The following is an 18103-nucleotide window of genomic DNA, read 5'->3' on the forward strand; positions in this document are numbered from 1 at the left end:
TATTAACTTTTTTAGATTAAATTTGGCATCACTTCCTCTAAATTTTTTATTGCAAGTTCACACCTGAAAGGTCAACATCTTTTTCATCATCTTGACTTTCGTCTGGTGTTTCATTTACCTCTTTATCAGTCAATGGCTTTTTAATAATTGCCAACAATATTCCTGTTACTAGTGAACCTGCTACTAAAGCAATTATGGCAACCAGCGGCTTAGACATAGCTGGAATGACAAAGATTCCGCCAGAAGGAACTGAACTCTCATTTCCCCAGCCATAACTAATCATTCCTGTAATGCCACACCCAATCCAAGTACAAGGTAAGGTCCGTAACAAGTCATTCATCGCAATTGGAATGACGCCTTCGGTTATCATGCAGCATCCCATCGGAAAAGCTACTTCAATATTTTCAACTTCTCTTTTGGTATAAATATTTTTATGAAATAGTTTGGCCAAAAAGTAAGACATGGTGATTCCAAATGGTGGTACCATGGCAGCTAAAACTTTAATTCCTTCTGGTCCTTTGATCCCATCAAGCAATAAGCCATCACAAATCAAATTTGGAATTTTACTAATAGCGCCACCAAAATCAGCACAGCCAATCCAACCAATTAAAAAGCCATACAATGCTCTTTGCGACCGATCTAAGCCAGTAATGAAGTGATTAAGAGCGGTCGTGGCAGCTGTTAGTGGTCGACCTAATAGGAAAAACATAATCAGTGCTGTAAAAATTGCAGTAACAGTTGGTACTATTAACATAGGCATCAGTCCGTTAGCCCAATGAGGGACTTTAATTTTTCTAATACCTAGTGTAATATAACCAGCGATAAATCCTCCAATGATACCGCCAAGAAAACCTGCTCCCAAAAAAGAAGCTATCTGTCCTGCAAGAAATCCAGGCGCAATACCCGGTCTATCAGCAATTGAATAACCAATATAACCGGCGATGAACGATGGTAGTAATCCCATTCCCAATACACCTAAAGTGGTCATGCTATTGGGAAAGTTCATTTGTGCAAGGTTTGTTACCTGCTTACCACCCATCAGATTACCTATAGCTATCAATAATCCCGAAGCCACAACTAATGGCAACATGTATGAAATGGAAGTTAATAGATGCTTTTTGACAGCTAATCCAGCTTTTTTAGCACCTGTGACAAATGTATTCATTTAAATCACTCCTTTTGACTCTTTCTTTCTTTCACTTCTTCTTCAATTTTTTCCAGCAATTGTTTGGGAGCCTTTACAACCAGAGAAGTACCTACTTTTACTGTCGGCATATTTTTAAAACGCTCATTGCCAGTAGTTGCAATATCAACAGCCAGCAATGCCACATCTGCCTCAGCAATTTGCTCAGGAGTTAATGCATTTTCTGTACCGATTGTTCCTTGAGTTTCAATGTGAATTTCATCCCCCAATTCTTTGGCTGCTTTTTCCAACTTTGCCTTAGCTAGGTAAGTATGGGCAATACCAGAAGTGCAAGCACAAACACAAACTATTTTCATAATTAATCATCTCCCTTTCTTTCCACACAAAAGATTAATAACATCTTTCTTATTTTTAGCAGCGTGCAACTTATCAATGAAATCATCGTCAGACAGTAAAATTGCAACTTTTTGTAAAAGCTTTAGATGCAATGTATCTGCATCTTGATCTCTAACTGCAAATAAAATTACGGCTGTGACTGGTTTATCATCTAAAGTTTCCCAGGGTATTGGATGATCACTTAGACCAATTGCTATCATAGTATTTTTGACGGCTTTTGATTTGCCGTGTGGGATTGCCACTCCCTGACCAATTCCAGTTTCCCCTTCTTCTTCACGTAGAAATACGTCATCAATGAAGTCTTGGGTATTCGTAATATCGTCATCCTCTTTCAAAAGATTACTAAGCTCTTTAATTACATCTTTTTTAGTTTTTCCATTTAAATGAAGGTCAATCAAGTTTAAATTAATGACTTTCGCAATATTAATTTCTTTTTCAGCCAAATTTTTTGACCTCCTATCTTTTTAAAATCTGAACAATTTCAGTTGCACTTTCAGCTTTGTTTATTTCTGCAATAACATTGTCATCAGCCAACTTGTCGATGATCTGAATTATTTTTTTAAAGCTTTTGTTGGATTTTTTTATTATTCTAGGAACTATTAAACAGATAAGCGTATTAACCTTGGAATCATCAAGACAATCCCAGTCAGCGACTAGAGTTTGTGATTTTATAATTAATAGCCAAGGCGTAAAATCAAGTTCTAAAATTATGTGGGGAATGGCAATCCCTTTTACTAAAGCCGTATTAGCGGTTTTTTCTCTCGTTAACAAGCTTTTTAAAACTGTTACTTTGCTCACCTCCATTTTGGGAGCGACAATATCAGCTATAATTTGAAAAGCCGCTTTTTGATCTGTTACATCAAAATCATAACTTTCAAGCAAAATTTCGTTCATTAATGATGTTCCTTACTACATTTCTGACTTTCTGTTCATCCTTTTTCGTAAAAAAGGCACTTACTAATTCGACAGGAATCTTTCCGTGATAATTAATAGGAACTGTACTAATTAGCAATTCAATTTCAGGCTCATTTTTGATAATACTTTCAACATCATAATTTGAAGCTAACCCAACAATTTCAATTTCAGGGATTGAATTTTTTATCTTGGTGGAAATAATTCCGGAAGTCCCAATACCTGTTGTGCAAATAACATAGGCCTTAATCTTCTTATTTGATTTATTATTTTCTTCATAATATTTAGCAAAGTACAAACAGATAAATCCAGTTTCATCATCCGAGATTACCGGTAAATTAAATTTTTGACTTGCTAAGGTTGCAGCTTTTTTGGTAGCGGTGAAAACTTGCGGATATTCTAGTTTGATGTCTTTTAAAAGAGCGTTTGGTAAAGATATCTTCATTTTTAACCTGCTGATCATGGCCAAAACATGATTTCTGATTTCATCTTTTATAGAAGGTGAAAAGCTGCAATGTAAATAAGCGGAAACTTTGGAAATAAAAAAGTCGGTAACCTGATCTGCCAAATCGCGATCATCAAGAACAATGCCATCAAATGAATTAAAACGAGAAGTTAGCAGATACTTAAACAAGTAATAAACTTCGGAATCTAATTCTTCTCCTTTAAAGCCCAGATACTTTTTCACGTTTAATACAATACTTTTGCAAATGCTAAAAATTTCAGGGTTCATTTTAATTTCTGTTTGCAAACTCGTATCTAAAGAAATTGACTTATCCATTGCCTTAAATTTTTTTGCCCTAATCAAAAGAACATAAATATGAGCAAAGAAATTTATATTATACGGATAAGGTAAAGAGCCATTTAAAACTCGCAGTGCCATTTCGACCTGGCTCAAAGCAAAATTAAAATCCTTTTGATCTAATTGAGAAGTATTTTTTCGCAAAGTTTCAATGTCCGTAGACTTATTAATGTGAAGAACTACCTCCATCAAAGCACTTCTGATGTCTTTTTCATTGCCAGTAATCTTTACAGATCTTTGTTTGCTTTCAAGTTTTAAATTCCACTTACTTATTCTTTTACTGATTTGCTTTTCATCATTTCTCAAGACAGGTTCGCTGATATACAAACTGTTAACTAAGTCATAAATTTTAACATCATTTGGGGATGCAAAAAGCAATTTTGCCAGCATGTTCTCCTGTCTTAGTTGTGTTGATGAATCATTTTGGACATTGTTATTTGCCACATTTAGATAATTTGAATAGTTTAGCTCATAGCCCCGCCCCCTTTGAGAAATAATTATTGGTTGAGAATATTTTTTATTGATACTATTGATATGGCGAGCAATTGTTTTTTTAGAAACATTTAAACCATTTGATAGTTCCTCAGAAGTAATGAACTTATTGTGAAGCTTGAGATAATCAATAATTTCTTGACTAATTTCTTTATGCACTGGTCATACCTCCTGATATTTTTATTTTGCCATTCATGTAAACGCTTAAATAATTAAAAAGTGTCCGTTGTTTGTTTCTACAACGGACATTTATATTAATTGTAAGTAAAAATAAGCTTATCAAGAAGTTACTTTATTAGTTATAAATCGACTTAATTTAAATTTTTTAAACAAAAAACCTTCTAAACTGAGAAATCAGCTTAGAAGGTAAGTCAGGTATTTGACTGCTTTTATTATCAAATTAAATCAATAAATTAACTTTATATTCTGATAACTTATTCGAAAGATTTAAACTCAAGATCACTTTAAAAGATTTGAAGCACTCTTTTTTATCTTTTTCCACCAAATACTGGAAAATGACTCGAAGTGCCATAATCAAAATTATGAATATTCTCCAAAGTTTTCATGTCTACATCACTTATTTCAAAATTCAATTCTGAATTTTGTTTCATATGCTCTGGATTAACAGACTTTGGCAAAACTACTGTATTAAGCTGCCAATCATATCGAATACATAACTGGGCAACTGAAACTTGATATTTTTCTGCCATAGTCTTAATAGGAGTATTCGTCAGAGCCTCACCGTGAGCAACTGGCGAAAATGACTCCACAACAATGTCATGTTCTTGACAAAAATCAATCAACTTTTTTGGTGTTGCTCCAATATGACACAAAATTTGATTTACCATTGGTTTAACATCACTGTTGTCAATTAAATTCTGCAAATCTTCCGGCTGAAAACTGGAAACGCCAATTGCGCGTAATTTTCCTTCTTTCATAGCATCTGTTAATGCTCGCCAAGTCTCTATATTTCCTTCAAAATGACGATCATCTGACTGGTTAACTTCCTTCCAAGGTTGAGGATTGTGAATAATCATCATATCTAAATAGTCAAGATCCATGCGAGTAAGGGTTTCATCAATTGACTTTTTAGCTTCTTGATAATTTTTGATTTCAGCCTCTACTTTAGAATTAACAAAGATTTGATCACGGCTAATACCTGAATCTTTGATACCCTGGCCAACTCCTTTTTCGTTATGATATGCCTGAGCAGTATCAATATGCCTGTAACCCATTTTTAAGGCAGTTTGCACGGGCGAAGCTACCTCGTTATCCGGGATTTTCCAGGTTCCTAATGCTAGTTTAGGGATTTTTACCCCATTATTAAGTGTAAATGTTTCTTCAAAAATCATGTTTATCCCTCCATACTTCTTTTCTTGAGTATAACGCTTAAATTGGACTTTAAGTCAATATATTTCATTTAGATTTTTATGATCTTTTTGTTTACAATTAAATGTATATATCAAAGAAGGTAAAAATATGAAATATGTTTATCTAATGCGTCACGGACAAACTTTGTTTAATGTCCAACATAAGATCCAGGGATTTTGTGATTCACCTTTAACTTCATTAGGAATTAAACAAGCAAAAGCAACGAAAAAAGATTATTTTGAACATGAGAAAATCAATCTAGAAGAGGCGCATTGTTCAACTTCTGAAAGGGCAATAGATACTTTAAAAATAGTGACCGATCTACCTTTTGAAACGCATAAAGATTTACGTGAGTGGAATTTCGGCGCATACGAAGGAGAAGGTGAACACTTAAATCCGCCACTACCTTATAACGACTTTTTTGTTCAATTTGGTGGTGAATCCCAAAAACAGGTAGTCGCAAGAATCAATAAAGCGATTATCAGTATTGCAGAATCATCTCCTTATCAACATATTCTGATTGTATCGCACGCCGGTGCTATAGCAAATTTTTACAGAAAGTGGGAAAAATATAATACTTTTGAACGCAAATATCACTTTAAAAACTGTTCAGTCTTAAAATACGACTATGAAAATGGTGTTTTCCGTTTGCAGTCGATTTTTAACCCCAGCTGTTAAAGCAAAGAGAGATCAATCATTCAGATTGATCTCTCTTATATTATAATTATTAAATTATTCCAAGTTCAATGAACTCTTGTCAAAACCTGCTGACTTAATCTTGTCATCAATTGATGGAGTACCAAGCCATGTGATCATTTCCTTCATTGAAGCTGTAATTGCTTCTGTACCTGGAAGAAGAAGCTTACGAGGATCGTAACCCTTGTTGTCCTTATCTTCATCCTTATGTGCTTCAAAGTACTTACGAGTAGCAGCTTGAAAAGCTAATTGGAATTCTGTGTTAATGTTAACTTTAGAAATTCCGAGAGAAATAGCTTTCTTAACTTGGTCTTCAGGAATACCTGAACCACCATGTAATACCAATGGAACAGAAACTGCATCCGCAATTTCCTTCAAACGATCAAAGTTTAAACCTTTCCAGCCTTCTGGATAAACACCATGGATATTGCCAATACCACAAGCAAGTTTGTCAACACCTGCAGCTACGAAAGTTTTTGCGTCTTCAACAGAAGCAAGTTCACCACCATCGGCACCTTGATTCTCACCAATTTTACCGATTTCGGCCTCAACTGAAATGCCACGTTCATGCGCCAACTTAACAATTTCTTTAGTTTTAGCTAAGTTCTCTTCAGTTGGTAATGCATGACCATCAAACATAACTGATGAGTAACCAAGAGCAATACATTCTTTAGCAGCTTCAAAGCTACCGTGATCTAAGTTCAATACAACTGGAACAGAAATATCCATTGCATCAATTTCGTCTTCAACTAAGTCCTTAGCAACTTTATAGCCACCCATGTACTTAGCTGCACCCATTGACACCTGAATTAAAACTGGGGTTCTTGTTTCCTCAGCTGCCTGTAAAATTGCACGTGTCCATTCCAAGTTGTTAGTGTTATAAGCACCTACTGCATAATGGTTTTTACGAGCATCTTTAAAGATTTGATTACCATTATCTAAATATGCCATTAAATATACCTCCTATTAAACTTACAGTCATATTGTATCGTATTAATTAATCGTTGAACAATCTTTTATTTGATGTAAACGTTATTATTTAAAACTTTTACATTTCTTTAGGAGCATTCACACCTAATAGACGCAAAGATTCAGTTAAAACAATTGAAGTTGCCTGAACTAGTGCCAATCGAGCACTAATTTGATCATCATCTACTAAAACTTTAACATTTGCATAATACTTGTTAAATTTCTTAGCTAAATCAAGAGCAAACTTAGCAATAACTGACGGCTCAAACTTATCACTGCTGCGAGCAATGATACGAGGAAAATCAGCAAGGGACTTAGCAACACCAAAAGACCAGTCATCATCGATTTTTATATCTATTAATTGCGGTTCGTGACCTTGAGTAGCAGCCTTGCGCAAAACGCTTTGTGCACGAGCATTTGTATACTGCACATATGGACCTGTGTCACCTTCAAAACGAACAACTTCATCAAGGTCAAAGTCAAAGTTTTCGGTTCTTTCATTCTTTAAATCATGAAAAATAACTGCGCCAACTCCAACATCATGAGCTACTTGATCTTTATTGGTCAAATCAGGATTTTTCTGCTCAATTTGTTTTTGAGCTAGTTTAACGGCGTCTTGTAACACTTGATCAAGAAAAACCACATTGCCTTTTCTAGTAGATAACTTTTTACCATTTTGAGTAATCAAGCCAAAAGGAACATGGTAAATTTCATCAGCCCAATCATAACCCATTTTTTTCAAAACAGATTTTAATTCTACAAAATGCTGAGCCTGTTCGTTGCCGACCACATAAAGCATTTTAACAAAATGATAAGTTTTCATACGATAAATCGCAGCTGCCAGATCACGTGTCAAGTAGATGCTAGTGCCATCTGATTTAACAATCAAAGCTGGATTTTCATCTTCATCCATGTCAACCACTTGTGCACCACGAGACTCATGCAAAAGTCCTTTTTCTTTCAGCTCATCAATCACGGGTTGCATTTTATCGTTAAAGAAAGCCTCACCTTTATATGAATCAAAAGTGACTCCCAATTCTTTGTAAATACGGTTGAAATCGGCTAAAGAAACATCCCGGAACCATTGCCATAATTTAACTGCTTCTGGATCACCCTCTTCTAGTTTCTTAAACCACGCCCGACCTTCATCTTCAAGCTCAGGGTGCTTTTCAGCTTCTTTATGGAACTTGACGTAATATTTAAATAAATTCATGATCGGGTCTTTTTTAACGTCTTCTTCCACACCCCAGTGCTTGTAGGCCGCTATTAATTTACCAAATTGTGTGCCGTAATCACCTAAATAGTTGATTTTAATTGGTGTGTAACCAACTTTTTGCAGGGTCTTGGCAATTGAATTGCCAATTACTGTTGACCTTAAGTGCCCCATCGACATTGGTTTTGCAATGTTGGGGCTAGACATATCAATAGGAACATTCCCCTCTCCCAATTTTTGGTCACCATAATGTTCTTTTTGTTGCAAGATTTCTGTGAGAGTTTGTGAAATCAACTTGCTGTGATTGATAGAAAAATTAACGTAGGGTCCAACAGCTTTAATTGAAGCAAAGTCGCTGCTTTTTAGTTTGTCTGCAATATTTTGCGCAATAACTACAGGATTTTGATGCAGCACTTTTGCCAATGCAAAGGCTGGAAAAGCATAGTCACCCATTTTTTCATTTTTTGGTCTTTCAATTAATGAATTGATTTGATCTTTGGGAAGGTCAACCTGACTAGCGATTAAGTCAACTACCTTATCTTTAAAATCCATTTTTCCTCCTAAATGCCAAAAAAAGTCTCTTCCTCATTATTTGAAGAAGAGACGAGTTATAACCCGCGGTACCACTCTATTTGATACAAAGTATCCGCTTATTAAATTTGCTAAATTATTAGTTAGACACGCCTTCAGTCATTCTTCCAGCTTGACTTTCACCAACTCAAGCTCGCTTTTCTAAAAAAATGCCTACTACTCCTAACCACTTTCACCAAAAGATTATAACAGGAAATGAAAGCTGAGCCAAATTTTTTAGTTATTTTTGATAATTACTTTGGTACCTACTGGAATATTTTCAGCCAACCAGCGTGAATCAGGAACGCTTAATCTGATACAGCCATGAGAGGCAGGCTTGACACCTAGCTTTTCAGCCTCTTTAATATTGTATTTGCCGTTGCCTTTCGTAGGAACGGAATGGAAAAGATAAACATTTTCTTTGTCCCAACTAGTCCAGTTATTAGCACCTTCATTTAATTCAGGATTATAAAAAGAGTCTCCACGACCATTTTTAATTTTATAATTTCCTGTTGGTGTCAATGACTTGCCTTTTTTAAACAAACCAGCACTTGCCAGCATGGTGTACACTCGTTTATTACCCCGCAAGATGTAAACTCGATTACCCTTGAGGGAGACTCTAATTGTTAAGTCATTTTCGAGATGCTTAATTTTAGGATAAGGCTTTGTCTCACTTGGCTTTTTCCAATTAAAAGGAGAACGTAAATCCTTTGGGTCCCGGTACGGTCGATAAGATGCTGCGGTTTTAATAACAGCTGTTTTCTTCGCTTCCTTAGTTGAGTTTTTAGTTTCTGGCTGAGATGGCATTGAAATTCGTGCCAGACTAATAGCACATATTAATAAAACACAAAAAGCAGTAAGAACTTTTAAAAGACTTTTCTTCATGTTATAACCTTTCTCCCAACCAAATTTTTAACGTAAAATATCTAATTAGCATATTGACTCATTAGCTGAGGCAACATTGCACTTATTTCAGTCGGTCGCACCACATAATTATTTTCAGCAATTTTATCGCCTGCTAAAGAATGAATAAAAACTGCGGCCAGAACAGAATCCAAATTATTACCAAATTGAGCTGTAAAGCCACCAATAATACCTGCTAATGTATCTCCCATTCCACCCGTGGCCATGCCAGGGTTGCCTAACGGATTTACAAAAATTTGATTAGCTTTGGTATAAATGTGAGTGTGATTTGATTTTAAAACCAAAACAGCATTTTGTGTAGGAAAAATCTTTTTCAAAGCATTTAAATTCGCACTGTCAGTCTGATATGGGATTCTAATTTGACTCAACCTTTGCCATTCCATCTGATGTGGTGTTATGACCACTAAACCGATTTGAGTTGGAATTATCTTTGCATCCTGACCAATCATGTCCAAAGCACTTGCATCCAAAATCAATATTTGATTTTGAGAAACATTTTGACATATCGTTGACATTAATTGCCGAGTAAACGTGCTGGATCCTAAACCTGGTCCACAAACGATAACATCCATTTTTTTCATTAAATTTACCAAATTCCGGTCATGCCAGTCAATAAACATGACCTCAGGATTACGCGCATGCAGTGCATTCAGGTTCACTGCATGGGTAGCCACAGAAATTAGTCCAGCACCACTATTAAGTGCAGCCTCGGCTGCCATGATAATTGCACCACCATAGTTTTCACTGCCACCTATTAATAAGACCCTGCCGTAATTGCCTTTGTGAGAATTACTTGGTCTTTTTTTTATTACTTTAGTCAAAATATCTTCTGTAATTACTGCCATATTAGCCTCCAAATAGCCAGCGCCAAAACCTTACAAAAATGTTTACTCTATTAGTTGATTCTAAAGCATGGGCGGGCAACAATAGGCCATTAGGACTTTGCAGTGAAATAATTTTGTTTTTGCCGGTCTTAAAGTAATAAGCGTTGATTTTTTGCCCTTTTTCTACTGGAGCTTCAACAGTTTTGGATGTTAAACCCACCTGAAATTTAGAGCCATTTCGTGGTATCCAGATCAGTGCTTTATTTTTGATACCAATATTTATCTGCCTGGCTTGTCCATCGTGAACTGCCATATTAGTGTGACCAATAATTACTTCATTACGCTGAAAAATCAAGGGCTCGTATTTTTGATAAACGTAATTGAGCAGTTTAGCTGTTTGAATAAAACGGGCAGGATCAGTGTTGGTAACATGTTTTGCTCCCATTATTACAGTAATTATTCGCCCACCACGATGAGGTGCAGTCGCAATGAAACAAGCACCTGCAGCATCAGTAGTTCCTGTTTTCAAACCATCTATTTTTAGATTTTTATGATATTGCGGCATCCCTTTTAGCATCCAGTTAAAATTGCTCATTGGCGTTGCCATATTTTGGTCAATAAAGTCCATTTTAGCAATTTTAGTAGTCTTAAGTACTTCAGGATAATCCTGTATTAATTTCTGACCTACAATAGCCATATCCTTGGCAGACAACATGTTCTCATCATTTTTACCTGCCCCAGGATAAGCATCATTACCAACGCTTTTGTTGGGCAATCCGCAGGTTGTATAAATACGAGCATCTTTAATGCCCCATTTTTGCAGCTGCTGTCTCATTTGCTTAACGAACGCAACCTGAGAACCACTAATTGCTTCTGCTAACATCATTGCGGCTCCGTTAGCGGATTCAATTAAGGTTGCTTGATACAATTGTCTAATCGTATACGTGTGCTTCATACGCAAGGGAACGTTTGAATACTCTCTGTTACTGGCAACGGCAAAAATTTGCCGAGTAGGCGTAACCTTAGTGTTCCAATTGATTTTTTCCTGATCAATTGCCTTTAGGGTTAAATATGCGGTTACCAGTTTTGTCATTGAAGCTATGGGCAATGGCTGATTAATATTTTTGCCATACAATAATTGTCCAGTCATACTGTCAATTGCTATAGCTGCTTTAGCATCGATAGCTACTTTATCTTGATCATAATTATCAGGCAATTTTGAAGCAGCATACACGTCAACTGGAAATGCCAGTAATAAAAAGCTGATAAAAAATAGAATGATGGCTTTTGCTTTCTTTTTCAAGTGTGATTCTCCCTTCCCTGATATTTTTTGGATTATTTTAAGTTTTATGCTTACATTTTACCAAATTTTTGGTATGATTATTACTGTGCTAAAAATAATAAGCCCCGATGGCGGAATTGGCAGACGCGCAGCGTTCAGGTCGCTGTTTAGGTAACTAAGTGAAAGTTCGAATCTTTTTCGGGGCATCACGTTAAACTAGTAAGAGCTGGTCCATTGTGGAACTAGCTCTTTTGCTTTTTCCTAAATATTTATTTAATTCCTCTTGTTCAATTATTTTACGATTTTTGTTTTCTATTTTTCCTTATTTCTAGTGTATTATTAAGAACTTCATAATTGACAGTGGCAATGGTTTCCTAACAGCAACAGCCAATTTAACTAAAACTGAGCAAAAGTTGATAGCTTATATTAGTGTTGAAAATTACTATACTTATTAACAGGATCAATGGTATTTCGCAGAGTTTTTGTTACGTCTCTTAATTTTGCTAAAGAATTATATTTAATTACATATTATTTTTAAAAATATGTTTTCAATTGTACTTAAATGATTTTTTTGTATTAAAATTATAGTAAAAGGAGGTATAGTCATGCAAAAACGTTTAACAAAATCTGAGGATAAGATTGTCTCCGGTGTCTTTGGCGGAGTCGCAGAATACTTTGGCTGGGATAAAGCGTGGACCAGGATTGGAGGCGGAGCCTTAATATTGTTTTCATTCTTTACAGGATTGCTTTTATATATTATTGCTGCAATTGTTATGCCTGAAAAGGATCACGGTAATGACACTCCTGACGGTGAATTTCATAAGTACTAAATTTTTAAAAAATAAATTTATTTGTCTTACTCAAAATTCAAGTTTAATTCAAATTCGATTATATGAAAAATTAGACCTGAATTTATTTTTGTGCAATTTGACCTTTTTCGAATTAAATAATATGATTTATACAATAATTTACTTAAAGAAAGGTTAATATATTATGAGCTTAGACGTTAATATACTACCATCGGATTACATTGACTTATCTATTGGGGATTTTCGTTCTGGAATAAACAAAAGAATAATTGACAAGCTGGTAAAAAGAGTCGCAAATGAAGGCAACGGATACACTCCGGGTATGGGTCTGCCAAAACTCAGAAAAGAAATTGTGACATATTACAAAGAAAAATATGGCATAAAAGATATTGATGTAGATAACATCCAAATCACAGTGTCATGCTTACATGGTGCATTTTTATCCTTAAAGTCAATCATCAAATCTCAAAGTGATGAAATTATAGTTATTGCTCCCTTTTTCCCTTCGTACTTAAATTTAATTGCAGGAGTAGGCGCAAAGCCAGTGATAGTCAAATCAGAGGCTCCCGATTTTGCATTACCAAAAGACCAAATCAAAAACGCAGTAAATCGAAATACCAAGGCTATTATCATTAACTATCCTAATAACCCTACTGGTGCAACTATTTCAAAAACAGACCGTAACTTCTTGAATAAACTTTGTGCGGAAAACAATATTTTTATAGTTGATGATCATGTTTATAGTGACTATCCGAGCACCTACAAATATCAACCAGTCTCAACTGACATTTTTCATCAAATATTAGTCAGCAGTTTTTCCAAGACTTTTGCTACCCCAGGAATACGTCTAGGCTATGTGATTGCTCCTGCCGATATTATTAAGCAAGACGGTTATTATAATGAGGGAATCACCTTTAGTGCCCCAACTATTAGTCAATTCATTGGTGAAATAATTTTAGAAGAACCAGAGAAATATACCCATCACATTGAAGAAATTGGACAAAGAGGTAAAAAACTGACTAAGCTGCTTTCTGCAAGTAAATATTTTGCTTTCTCAAAGTATCTGGGAGGCTTATATATATTTATTAAAATTCCTGATGAAATCCAAGATGTTGATTTGTACTATAAGCTATTAGAAGACCACTTTCATGTAATTGTCGCCAAAGGTAGTGATTTCGAGTATTCTGACAGATACTTTAGAATTTCTTTATCTACCGAAAAAGATGCTTTGTTTAAAGGTATGCAGAAGATTATTGACTGTGTAGACTATACTTTGAATTATAAATAATTGCATGCTTAAAAAGTAGGTCAATAAAATAAATATTACATTTCGGTTTAAATTAATAAACTCTTTGCTTACCGAGTTTTAATTCAGTTAGCAAAGAGTTTTTCATTTAACTTTAAAAAGCTAATATAAGTCGATTAACAAAGTAGTTCTAAATATATTTAGGTCAAAGCAAAAAACTTGATACCGTTTTTATTACGGTACCAAGTTTTAATATTAGCTTCACACTTATGCATGAATATGCAATTTTTCTAAGATAGGAATAATTTTATCTCCCAAAATTTTCTGTGCCAGATCAGACTTAATTGCCGCAAATCCGTAAAATACGCAGCCCACTAAAATGGATATAACTACAATGATTAATGACTGCAAACTGCTTGCAGGGTTCAGGAAAAGCTCAAGTCCCTTTTCTACTGCCAAAACGATTAAAAACATGATTACAGAAAATGCGGTAATTCCGATAAAACGCCTTCTTGTTCGATCTTGGTTAAAATTATAGCCGACTTTAAGGTGTTTTAAAGCCATAAAGATAATAACGAGCATCCCTAAGTTAGTGGCAATCAGTGGACCAAAAACCTTAAACAAATAGATCATTGGATACTGCATTAAAATTTTAATAATTAGTCCTAATACTAAATATTTAATTGCAAGACCATTTTCTGACAGGCCTTGTAAAATTGCCATCAATACAGTGAATAAACCTAAACTTATTGCTGTAAATGATGAAAGATATAAAACATTTGAACCTAACTTGTCATAACCATAAAAAATTGTATAAACCGGTGTAGAAATTGCTGCCATACCAAAAGAGGCCGGAATCATGACAAATAGAAATAAATCTAAAGTGTTACCTATTTGATTTGAAATTCCGTGAAAGTCATGCTTTGTGTGTGCTGCAGACAACAAAGGAATTGTTGTCACTGCCATTGCACTGGAAAGAGACACAATAATCATAATCAGCTTATTAGCATTTAGAGCAAATAACGCATACCAAGTCTCAATTGTATTATTGGATGCATTGATTAAACTGGCAATCATTGGATGAAAAGAATACTGATCTACCAGATAAAAAAGCTGTATTCCTGCATCAATAATAATAAACGGAACTGCCTGAGCAATAATTTCTGCAAAAAGAGCAGATGTTGAAACTTGTATTTCATTATTAGAATTTTCAACTAATTCATTAAGCTTGTTACGCCGCGAAAGCAAAAACCAAGATAGTACGGCAATTCCAAAAATTGCTCCGATTGCTGCAGCTAAATTTGATTGCACAACAGCGTCAACAAAGTTACCGTGTTGCACCTGCATAATTATATAGGCAGTTAATAACATCCAGATAACTCGTGCCAATTGCTCTACAAACTGAGACATGGCTGATGGCATCATATCCTCATATCCCTGAAAATATCCCCTCATAATGCTTAAAACAGGGATTATCAAGATGGCATATGACAGACTACGCATGACTTTTACTTGTCTGGGATCAATCTGCGAACCATTAGAAGCCAAAAAAGGCGAAGCAAAGTACATTATTGCAGCTGAAATGATACCCAAAATTACCATTAAAATCAGACCACGATGAAAAAGCTTACGTCCGATACCATACTCATTAAGCGCATTATATTTTGCCACCTGTTTCGCAACGGCGCCAGGAATACCTGCTGTAGATATTAAAATAAAAATACTATAGATATTATAACTTCTAGCAGTTAATGCATTGGCAATATTGCCGTAAGGTGACATCCAATAAAACCATGGGATAATATAGAGTGCTCCTAAAATACGTGACGTAATAGAGCCAAAAGTCATCCATGCACTGCCCCTAATGAAGGTATTTTGTGTATTTTTTTCAGATAAATTATTTTCTCTCATTAATATTCCCTAAATCTAGTTTACTAACTATATTATTGTGAATGAAAAAAGTCAATTAACAACAAATATACTTTGCACTTTAGGAAAAATTAACTTTATTTAGCTACAATATTGACAATTTTATTCGGTACAACAATGACCTTTTTTACGTCTTTGCCTTGTAAAAACTTCTGTACATGTGGTAGAGCCAGTGCCTCCTTCTGAACTTCATCTTTATCCAAACCAACAGCAGCTGTAAAATTCCCACGCAGTTTACCATTAACTTGTACCATAATCTCAACCGTTGACTCAACTAATTTAGCCGGGTCATAGGTTGGCCATTTTGCAAACGTAACAGATTCATCATGACCAAATATTTGCCAAATTTCTTCCATCATATGAGGAGCAATAGGCGCCAAGAGGGTAATAAAGCCTTCCGCATATTTTCTTGGAATAGTTTTAGCTTTTTGTGCTGCGTTAATGAAGACCATTAATTGAGAAATTGCGGTGTTGAAATGTAAATTATCGAAGTCCTCGGTAACTTTCTTAACAGTTTCGTTATATATTTTATCTAAGGTGCCATCATTTTCAGACACAATATTTTCTTGAGGAATAGCTTTAAGGTCTAAATCGTTAACAAATAAACGCCAAACTCTGTCCAAGAACTTCTTGGTAGAAGCAGGACCATTATCATCCCAGTCAATAGAAGCATCAAGAGGTCCCATGAACATTTCGTACATTCTCAGACTGTCTGCACCGTACTCATCGATCACGTCATCTGGGTTAACAACATTGCCTTTTGACTTGGACATTTTATCATGATCTTTAAGAATTAATCCTTGATTAAATAATTTTTGGAACGGCTCTTCATTCGGAATAACTCCCAGATCATATAAAACCATGTTCCAAAATCTTGCATAGAGCAGGTGTCGTACAGCATGTTCTGCACCACCGATATAAAGGTCAACCGGCATCCACTTCTTGAGCAATTCGTAATCAGCTAATTTATTATCATTGTGTGGGTCAACAAAACGTAAGAAGTACCATGATGAACCAGCCCAATTAGGCATAGTATTAGTTTCACGCTTACCCTTGCGTCCGTTTTTATCAACTACATTAACCCAGTCTTTAAGATTAACTAATGGACTCTCAGGTGTTCCTGAGGGCTTGATGTCAGTAGCATGAGGTAAAACGAGCGGTAATTCATCTTCTGGAACCAGCGTTGTTTCTCCATCTTCCCAGTGAATTACTGGAATTGGCTCGCCCCAATAACGCTGACGACTAAATTCCCAGTCACGTAACTTGTAATTAACCTTTTTCTCTCCAGCATGGTGTTCAGTGAGCCAGGCCACAATTTTCTCTTTAGCTTCTGCATTGTTGAGCCCGTTTAGGAACTCAGAATCTATGTGTGGACCATCACCAGTATAGGCTTCTTGTGCAATATCTCCACCTTTGATAACGGCCTTAATAGGCAAATTGAATTTCTGAGCGAACTCATAATCACGTGTATCGTGTGCAGGAACTGCCATAACTGCACCAGTACCATAACTGCCAAGTACGTAGTCAGCAATCCAGATAGGAATTTCTTCATTATTTACAGGATTAATTGCATAAGCACCTGTAAAGACACCTGTCTTGGTTTTATTTAGATCTGTTCTTTCAAGGTCGGACTTAGATTCAATTTGTTTAATATAGGCATTGACTTCATCTTTATGACCATCAGTCATAATTTTTTGAACTAATTCATTTTCTGGAGCTAATACAGCGTAAGTTGCACCAAATAAAGTGTCCGGACGCGTACTAAAGACATCAAAAGTTTCATTGGAATTTTTAATCTTAAAAGTAATTTGTGCGCCTACAGAGCGACCAATCCAGTTCCGTTGCATTTCCTTAATGTTTTCTGGCCAATCAAGATTGTCTAAACCAGCAAGCAAACGGTCAGCATATTTAGTAATTCTAAGCATCCATTGCTTCATGTTACGGCGATAGATTGGGTAACCACCACGTTCAGTCTTACCATCAACAATATCTTCGTTGGCAACAACTGTACCCAAATCTGGCGACCAGTTAACAGGGGCTTCAGCCTCATAGGCTAGACCATTTTTATACATTTGTTCAAATGTCCATTGGGTCCACTTGTAATATTTTGGATCACAAGTTGCAAGTTCCCTGTTCCAATCGTAAGAAAAGCCCAAAGTATTCAACTGTCTTTTAAAATTGGCAATATTTTCAGTAGTAACAACGGCCGGATCTTGTCCAGTTTGGAGAGCATACTGTTCAGTCGGAAGACCGAAAGCATCCCAACCCATTGGGTGAAGGACGTTATAGCCTTGACTGCGCTTCATTCGTGCGACAATATCGGTTGCTGTGTAACCTTCTGGGTGTCCTACATGCAGTCCTTTACCGGATGGAAAAGGAAACATATCTAAAACATAATAATTTTTCTTTTTCGGGTCATTACTGGTTTTAAATGTTTGATTTTTTTCCCAGTAATCCTGCCATTTTTTTTCTACAACTTTGTGATTGTACATATTTTTTACCTCATAAAAAAAGTCCTATGAAA

At 35.5% G+C, this 18103-nt stretch carries 16 protein-coding genes and 1 tRNA gene; 4 read left to right on the forward strand and 13 right to left on the reverse strand.

Annotation, left to right across the window (positions count from 1 at the left end; genetic code table 11):
- Positions 1–46: 46 nt before the first annotated feature.
- The 6 genes from F5ESL0261_RS06680 to F5ESL0261_RS06705 all read right to left on the reverse strand — a co-directional run bounded on the left by F5ESL0261_RS06680 (position 47) and on the right by F5ESL0261_RS06705 (position 5098).
- Complete coding sequence (locus tag F5ESL0261_RS06680; protein WP_233560907.1) at positions 47–1090, reverse strand: PTS fructose transporter subunit IIC; 1044 nt, start codon at positions 1088–1090, stop codon at positions 47–49.
- A gap of 80 nt (positions 1091–1170) precedes the next feature.
- A complete protein-coding gene (locus F5ESL0261_RS06685) occupies positions 1171–1500 on the reverse strand; it encodes a PTS fructose transporter subunit IIB (protein ID WP_122052658.1) in 330 nt (109 codons plus the stop codon).
- Positions 1501–1506: 6 nt separating this feature from the next.
- The gene (locus F5ESL0261_RS06690) at positions 1507–1983 is read right to left on the reverse strand and encodes a PTS sugar transporter subunit IIA (RefSeq protein ID WP_122052659.1); all 477 of its coding nucleotides are present in this window, start codon (positions 1981–1983) and stop codon (positions 1507–1509) included.
- Between the two features lie 13 nt (positions 1984–1996).
- Complete coding sequence (locus F5ESL0261_RS06695; protein ID WP_046332354.1) at positions 1997–2434, reverse strand: PTS sugar transporter subunit IIA; 438 nt, start codon at positions 2432–2434, stop codon at positions 1997–1999.
- A complete protein-coding gene (locus tag F5ESL0261_RS06700; RefSeq protein ID WP_122052660.1) occupies positions 2415–3905 on the reverse strand; it encodes a PRD domain-containing protein in 1491 nt (496 codons plus the stop codon). Before F5ESL0261_RS06700 ends, F5ESL0261_RS06695 begins: the two co-directional genes overlap by 20 nt.
- A gap of 329 nt (positions 3906–4234) precedes the next feature.
- Complete coding sequence (locus F5ESL0261_RS06705) at positions 4235–5098, reverse strand: aldo/keto reductase (protein ID WP_122052661.1); 864 nt, start codon at positions 5096–5098, stop codon at positions 4235–4237.
- Between the two features lie 127 nt (positions 5099–5225).
- On the opposite strand from F5ESL0261_RS06705, the gene F5ESL0261_RS06710 reads away from it, so the two are divergent.
- Positions 5226–5795 (forward strand): histidine phosphatase family protein, encoded by a 570-nt coding sequence (locus F5ESL0261_RS06710; RefSeq protein WP_122052662.1) that lies wholly within the window; start codon positions 5226–5228, stop codon positions 5793–5795.
- Between the two features lie 54 nt (positions 5796–5849).
- Here F5ESL0261_RS06710 and fba read toward each other — a convergent pair whose 3' ends face one another.
- The 5 genes from fba to F5ESL0261_RS06735 form a co-directional block, all read right to left on the reverse strand.
- On the reverse strand, positions 5850–6764 hold the full coding sequence (fba, locus tag F5ESL0261_RS06715; protein WP_122052663.1) for a class II fructose-1,6-bisphosphate aldolase: 915 nt from the start codon (positions 6762–6764) through the stop codon (positions 5850–5852).
- A 97-nt stretch (positions 6765–6861) separates the two neighbouring features.
- Entirely contained in the window at positions 6862–8547 is a 1686-nt protein-coding gene (gene argS, locus F5ESL0261_RS06720) for an arginine--tRNA ligase (protein WP_122052664.1), read from the reverse strand.
- Between the two features lie 255 nt (positions 8548–8802).
- Positions 8803–9450, reverse strand: a complete 648-nt coding sequence (locus tag F5ESL0261_RS06725; RefSeq protein WP_122052665.1) for a L,D-transpeptidase — start codon at positions 9448–9450, stop codon at positions 8803–8805.
- 41 nt (positions 9451–9491) lie between these two features.
- Positions 9492–10334, reverse strand: a complete 843-nt coding sequence (locus tag F5ESL0261_RS06730; protein ID WP_122052666.1) for an NAD(P)H-hydrate dehydratase — start codon at positions 10332–10334, stop codon at positions 9492–9494.
- 1 nt (position 10335) lies between these two features.
- Positions 10336–11616 carry a serine hydrolase gene (locus F5ESL0261_RS06735; protein ID WP_122052667.1) on the reverse strand — a complete coding sequence of 427 codons (1281 nt, stop codon included), beginning with the start codon at positions 11614–11616 and terminating at the stop codon, positions 10336–10338.
- Between the two features lie 101 nt (positions 11617–11717).
- On the opposite strand from F5ESL0261_RS06735, the gene F5ESL0261_RS06740 reads away from it, so the two are divergent.
- From F5ESL0261_RS06740 to F5ESL0261_RS06750, 3 genes are all read left to right on the forward strand, one after another.
- Positions 11718–11801, forward strand: a tRNA-Leu gene (locus F5ESL0261_RS06740).
- A 399-nt stretch (positions 11802–12200) separates the two neighbouring features.
- On the forward strand, positions 12201–12425 hold the full coding sequence (locus F5ESL0261_RS06745; RefSeq protein ID WP_045928355.1) for a PspC domain-containing protein: 225 nt from the start codon (positions 12201–12203) through the stop codon (positions 12423–12425).
- Positions 12426–12588: 163 nt separating this feature from the next.
- A complete protein-coding gene (locus F5ESL0261_RS06750; protein WP_122052668.1) occupies positions 12589–13692 on the forward strand; it encodes a pyridoxal phosphate-dependent aminotransferase in 1104 nt (367 codons plus the stop codon).
- A 225-nt stretch (positions 13693–13917) separates the two neighbouring features.
- On the opposite strand, the gene F5ESL0261_RS06755 is transcribed toward F5ESL0261_RS06750, so the two are convergent.
- Together F5ESL0261_RS06755 and leuS are read right to left on the reverse strand one after the other, a co-directional pair.
- Positions 13918–15561 (reverse strand): polysaccharide biosynthesis protein, encoded by a 1644-nt coding sequence (locus F5ESL0261_RS06755; protein WP_122052669.1) that lies wholly within the window; start codon positions 15559–15561, stop codon positions 13918–13920.
- 95 nt (positions 15562–15656) lie between these two features.
- Entirely contained in the window at positions 15657–18071 is a 2415-nt protein-coding gene (leuS, locus tag F5ESL0261_RS06760; protein ID WP_122052670.1) for a leucine--tRNA ligase, read from the reverse strand.
- Positions 18072–18103: the final 32 nt, after the last annotated feature.

This window comes from Lactobacillus sp. ESL0261, from assembly GCF_003693025.1.
GTDB classification, from domain to species: domain Bacteria; phylum Bacillota; class Bacilli; order Lactobacillales; family Lactobacillaceae; genus Lactobacillus; species Lactobacillus kullabergensis.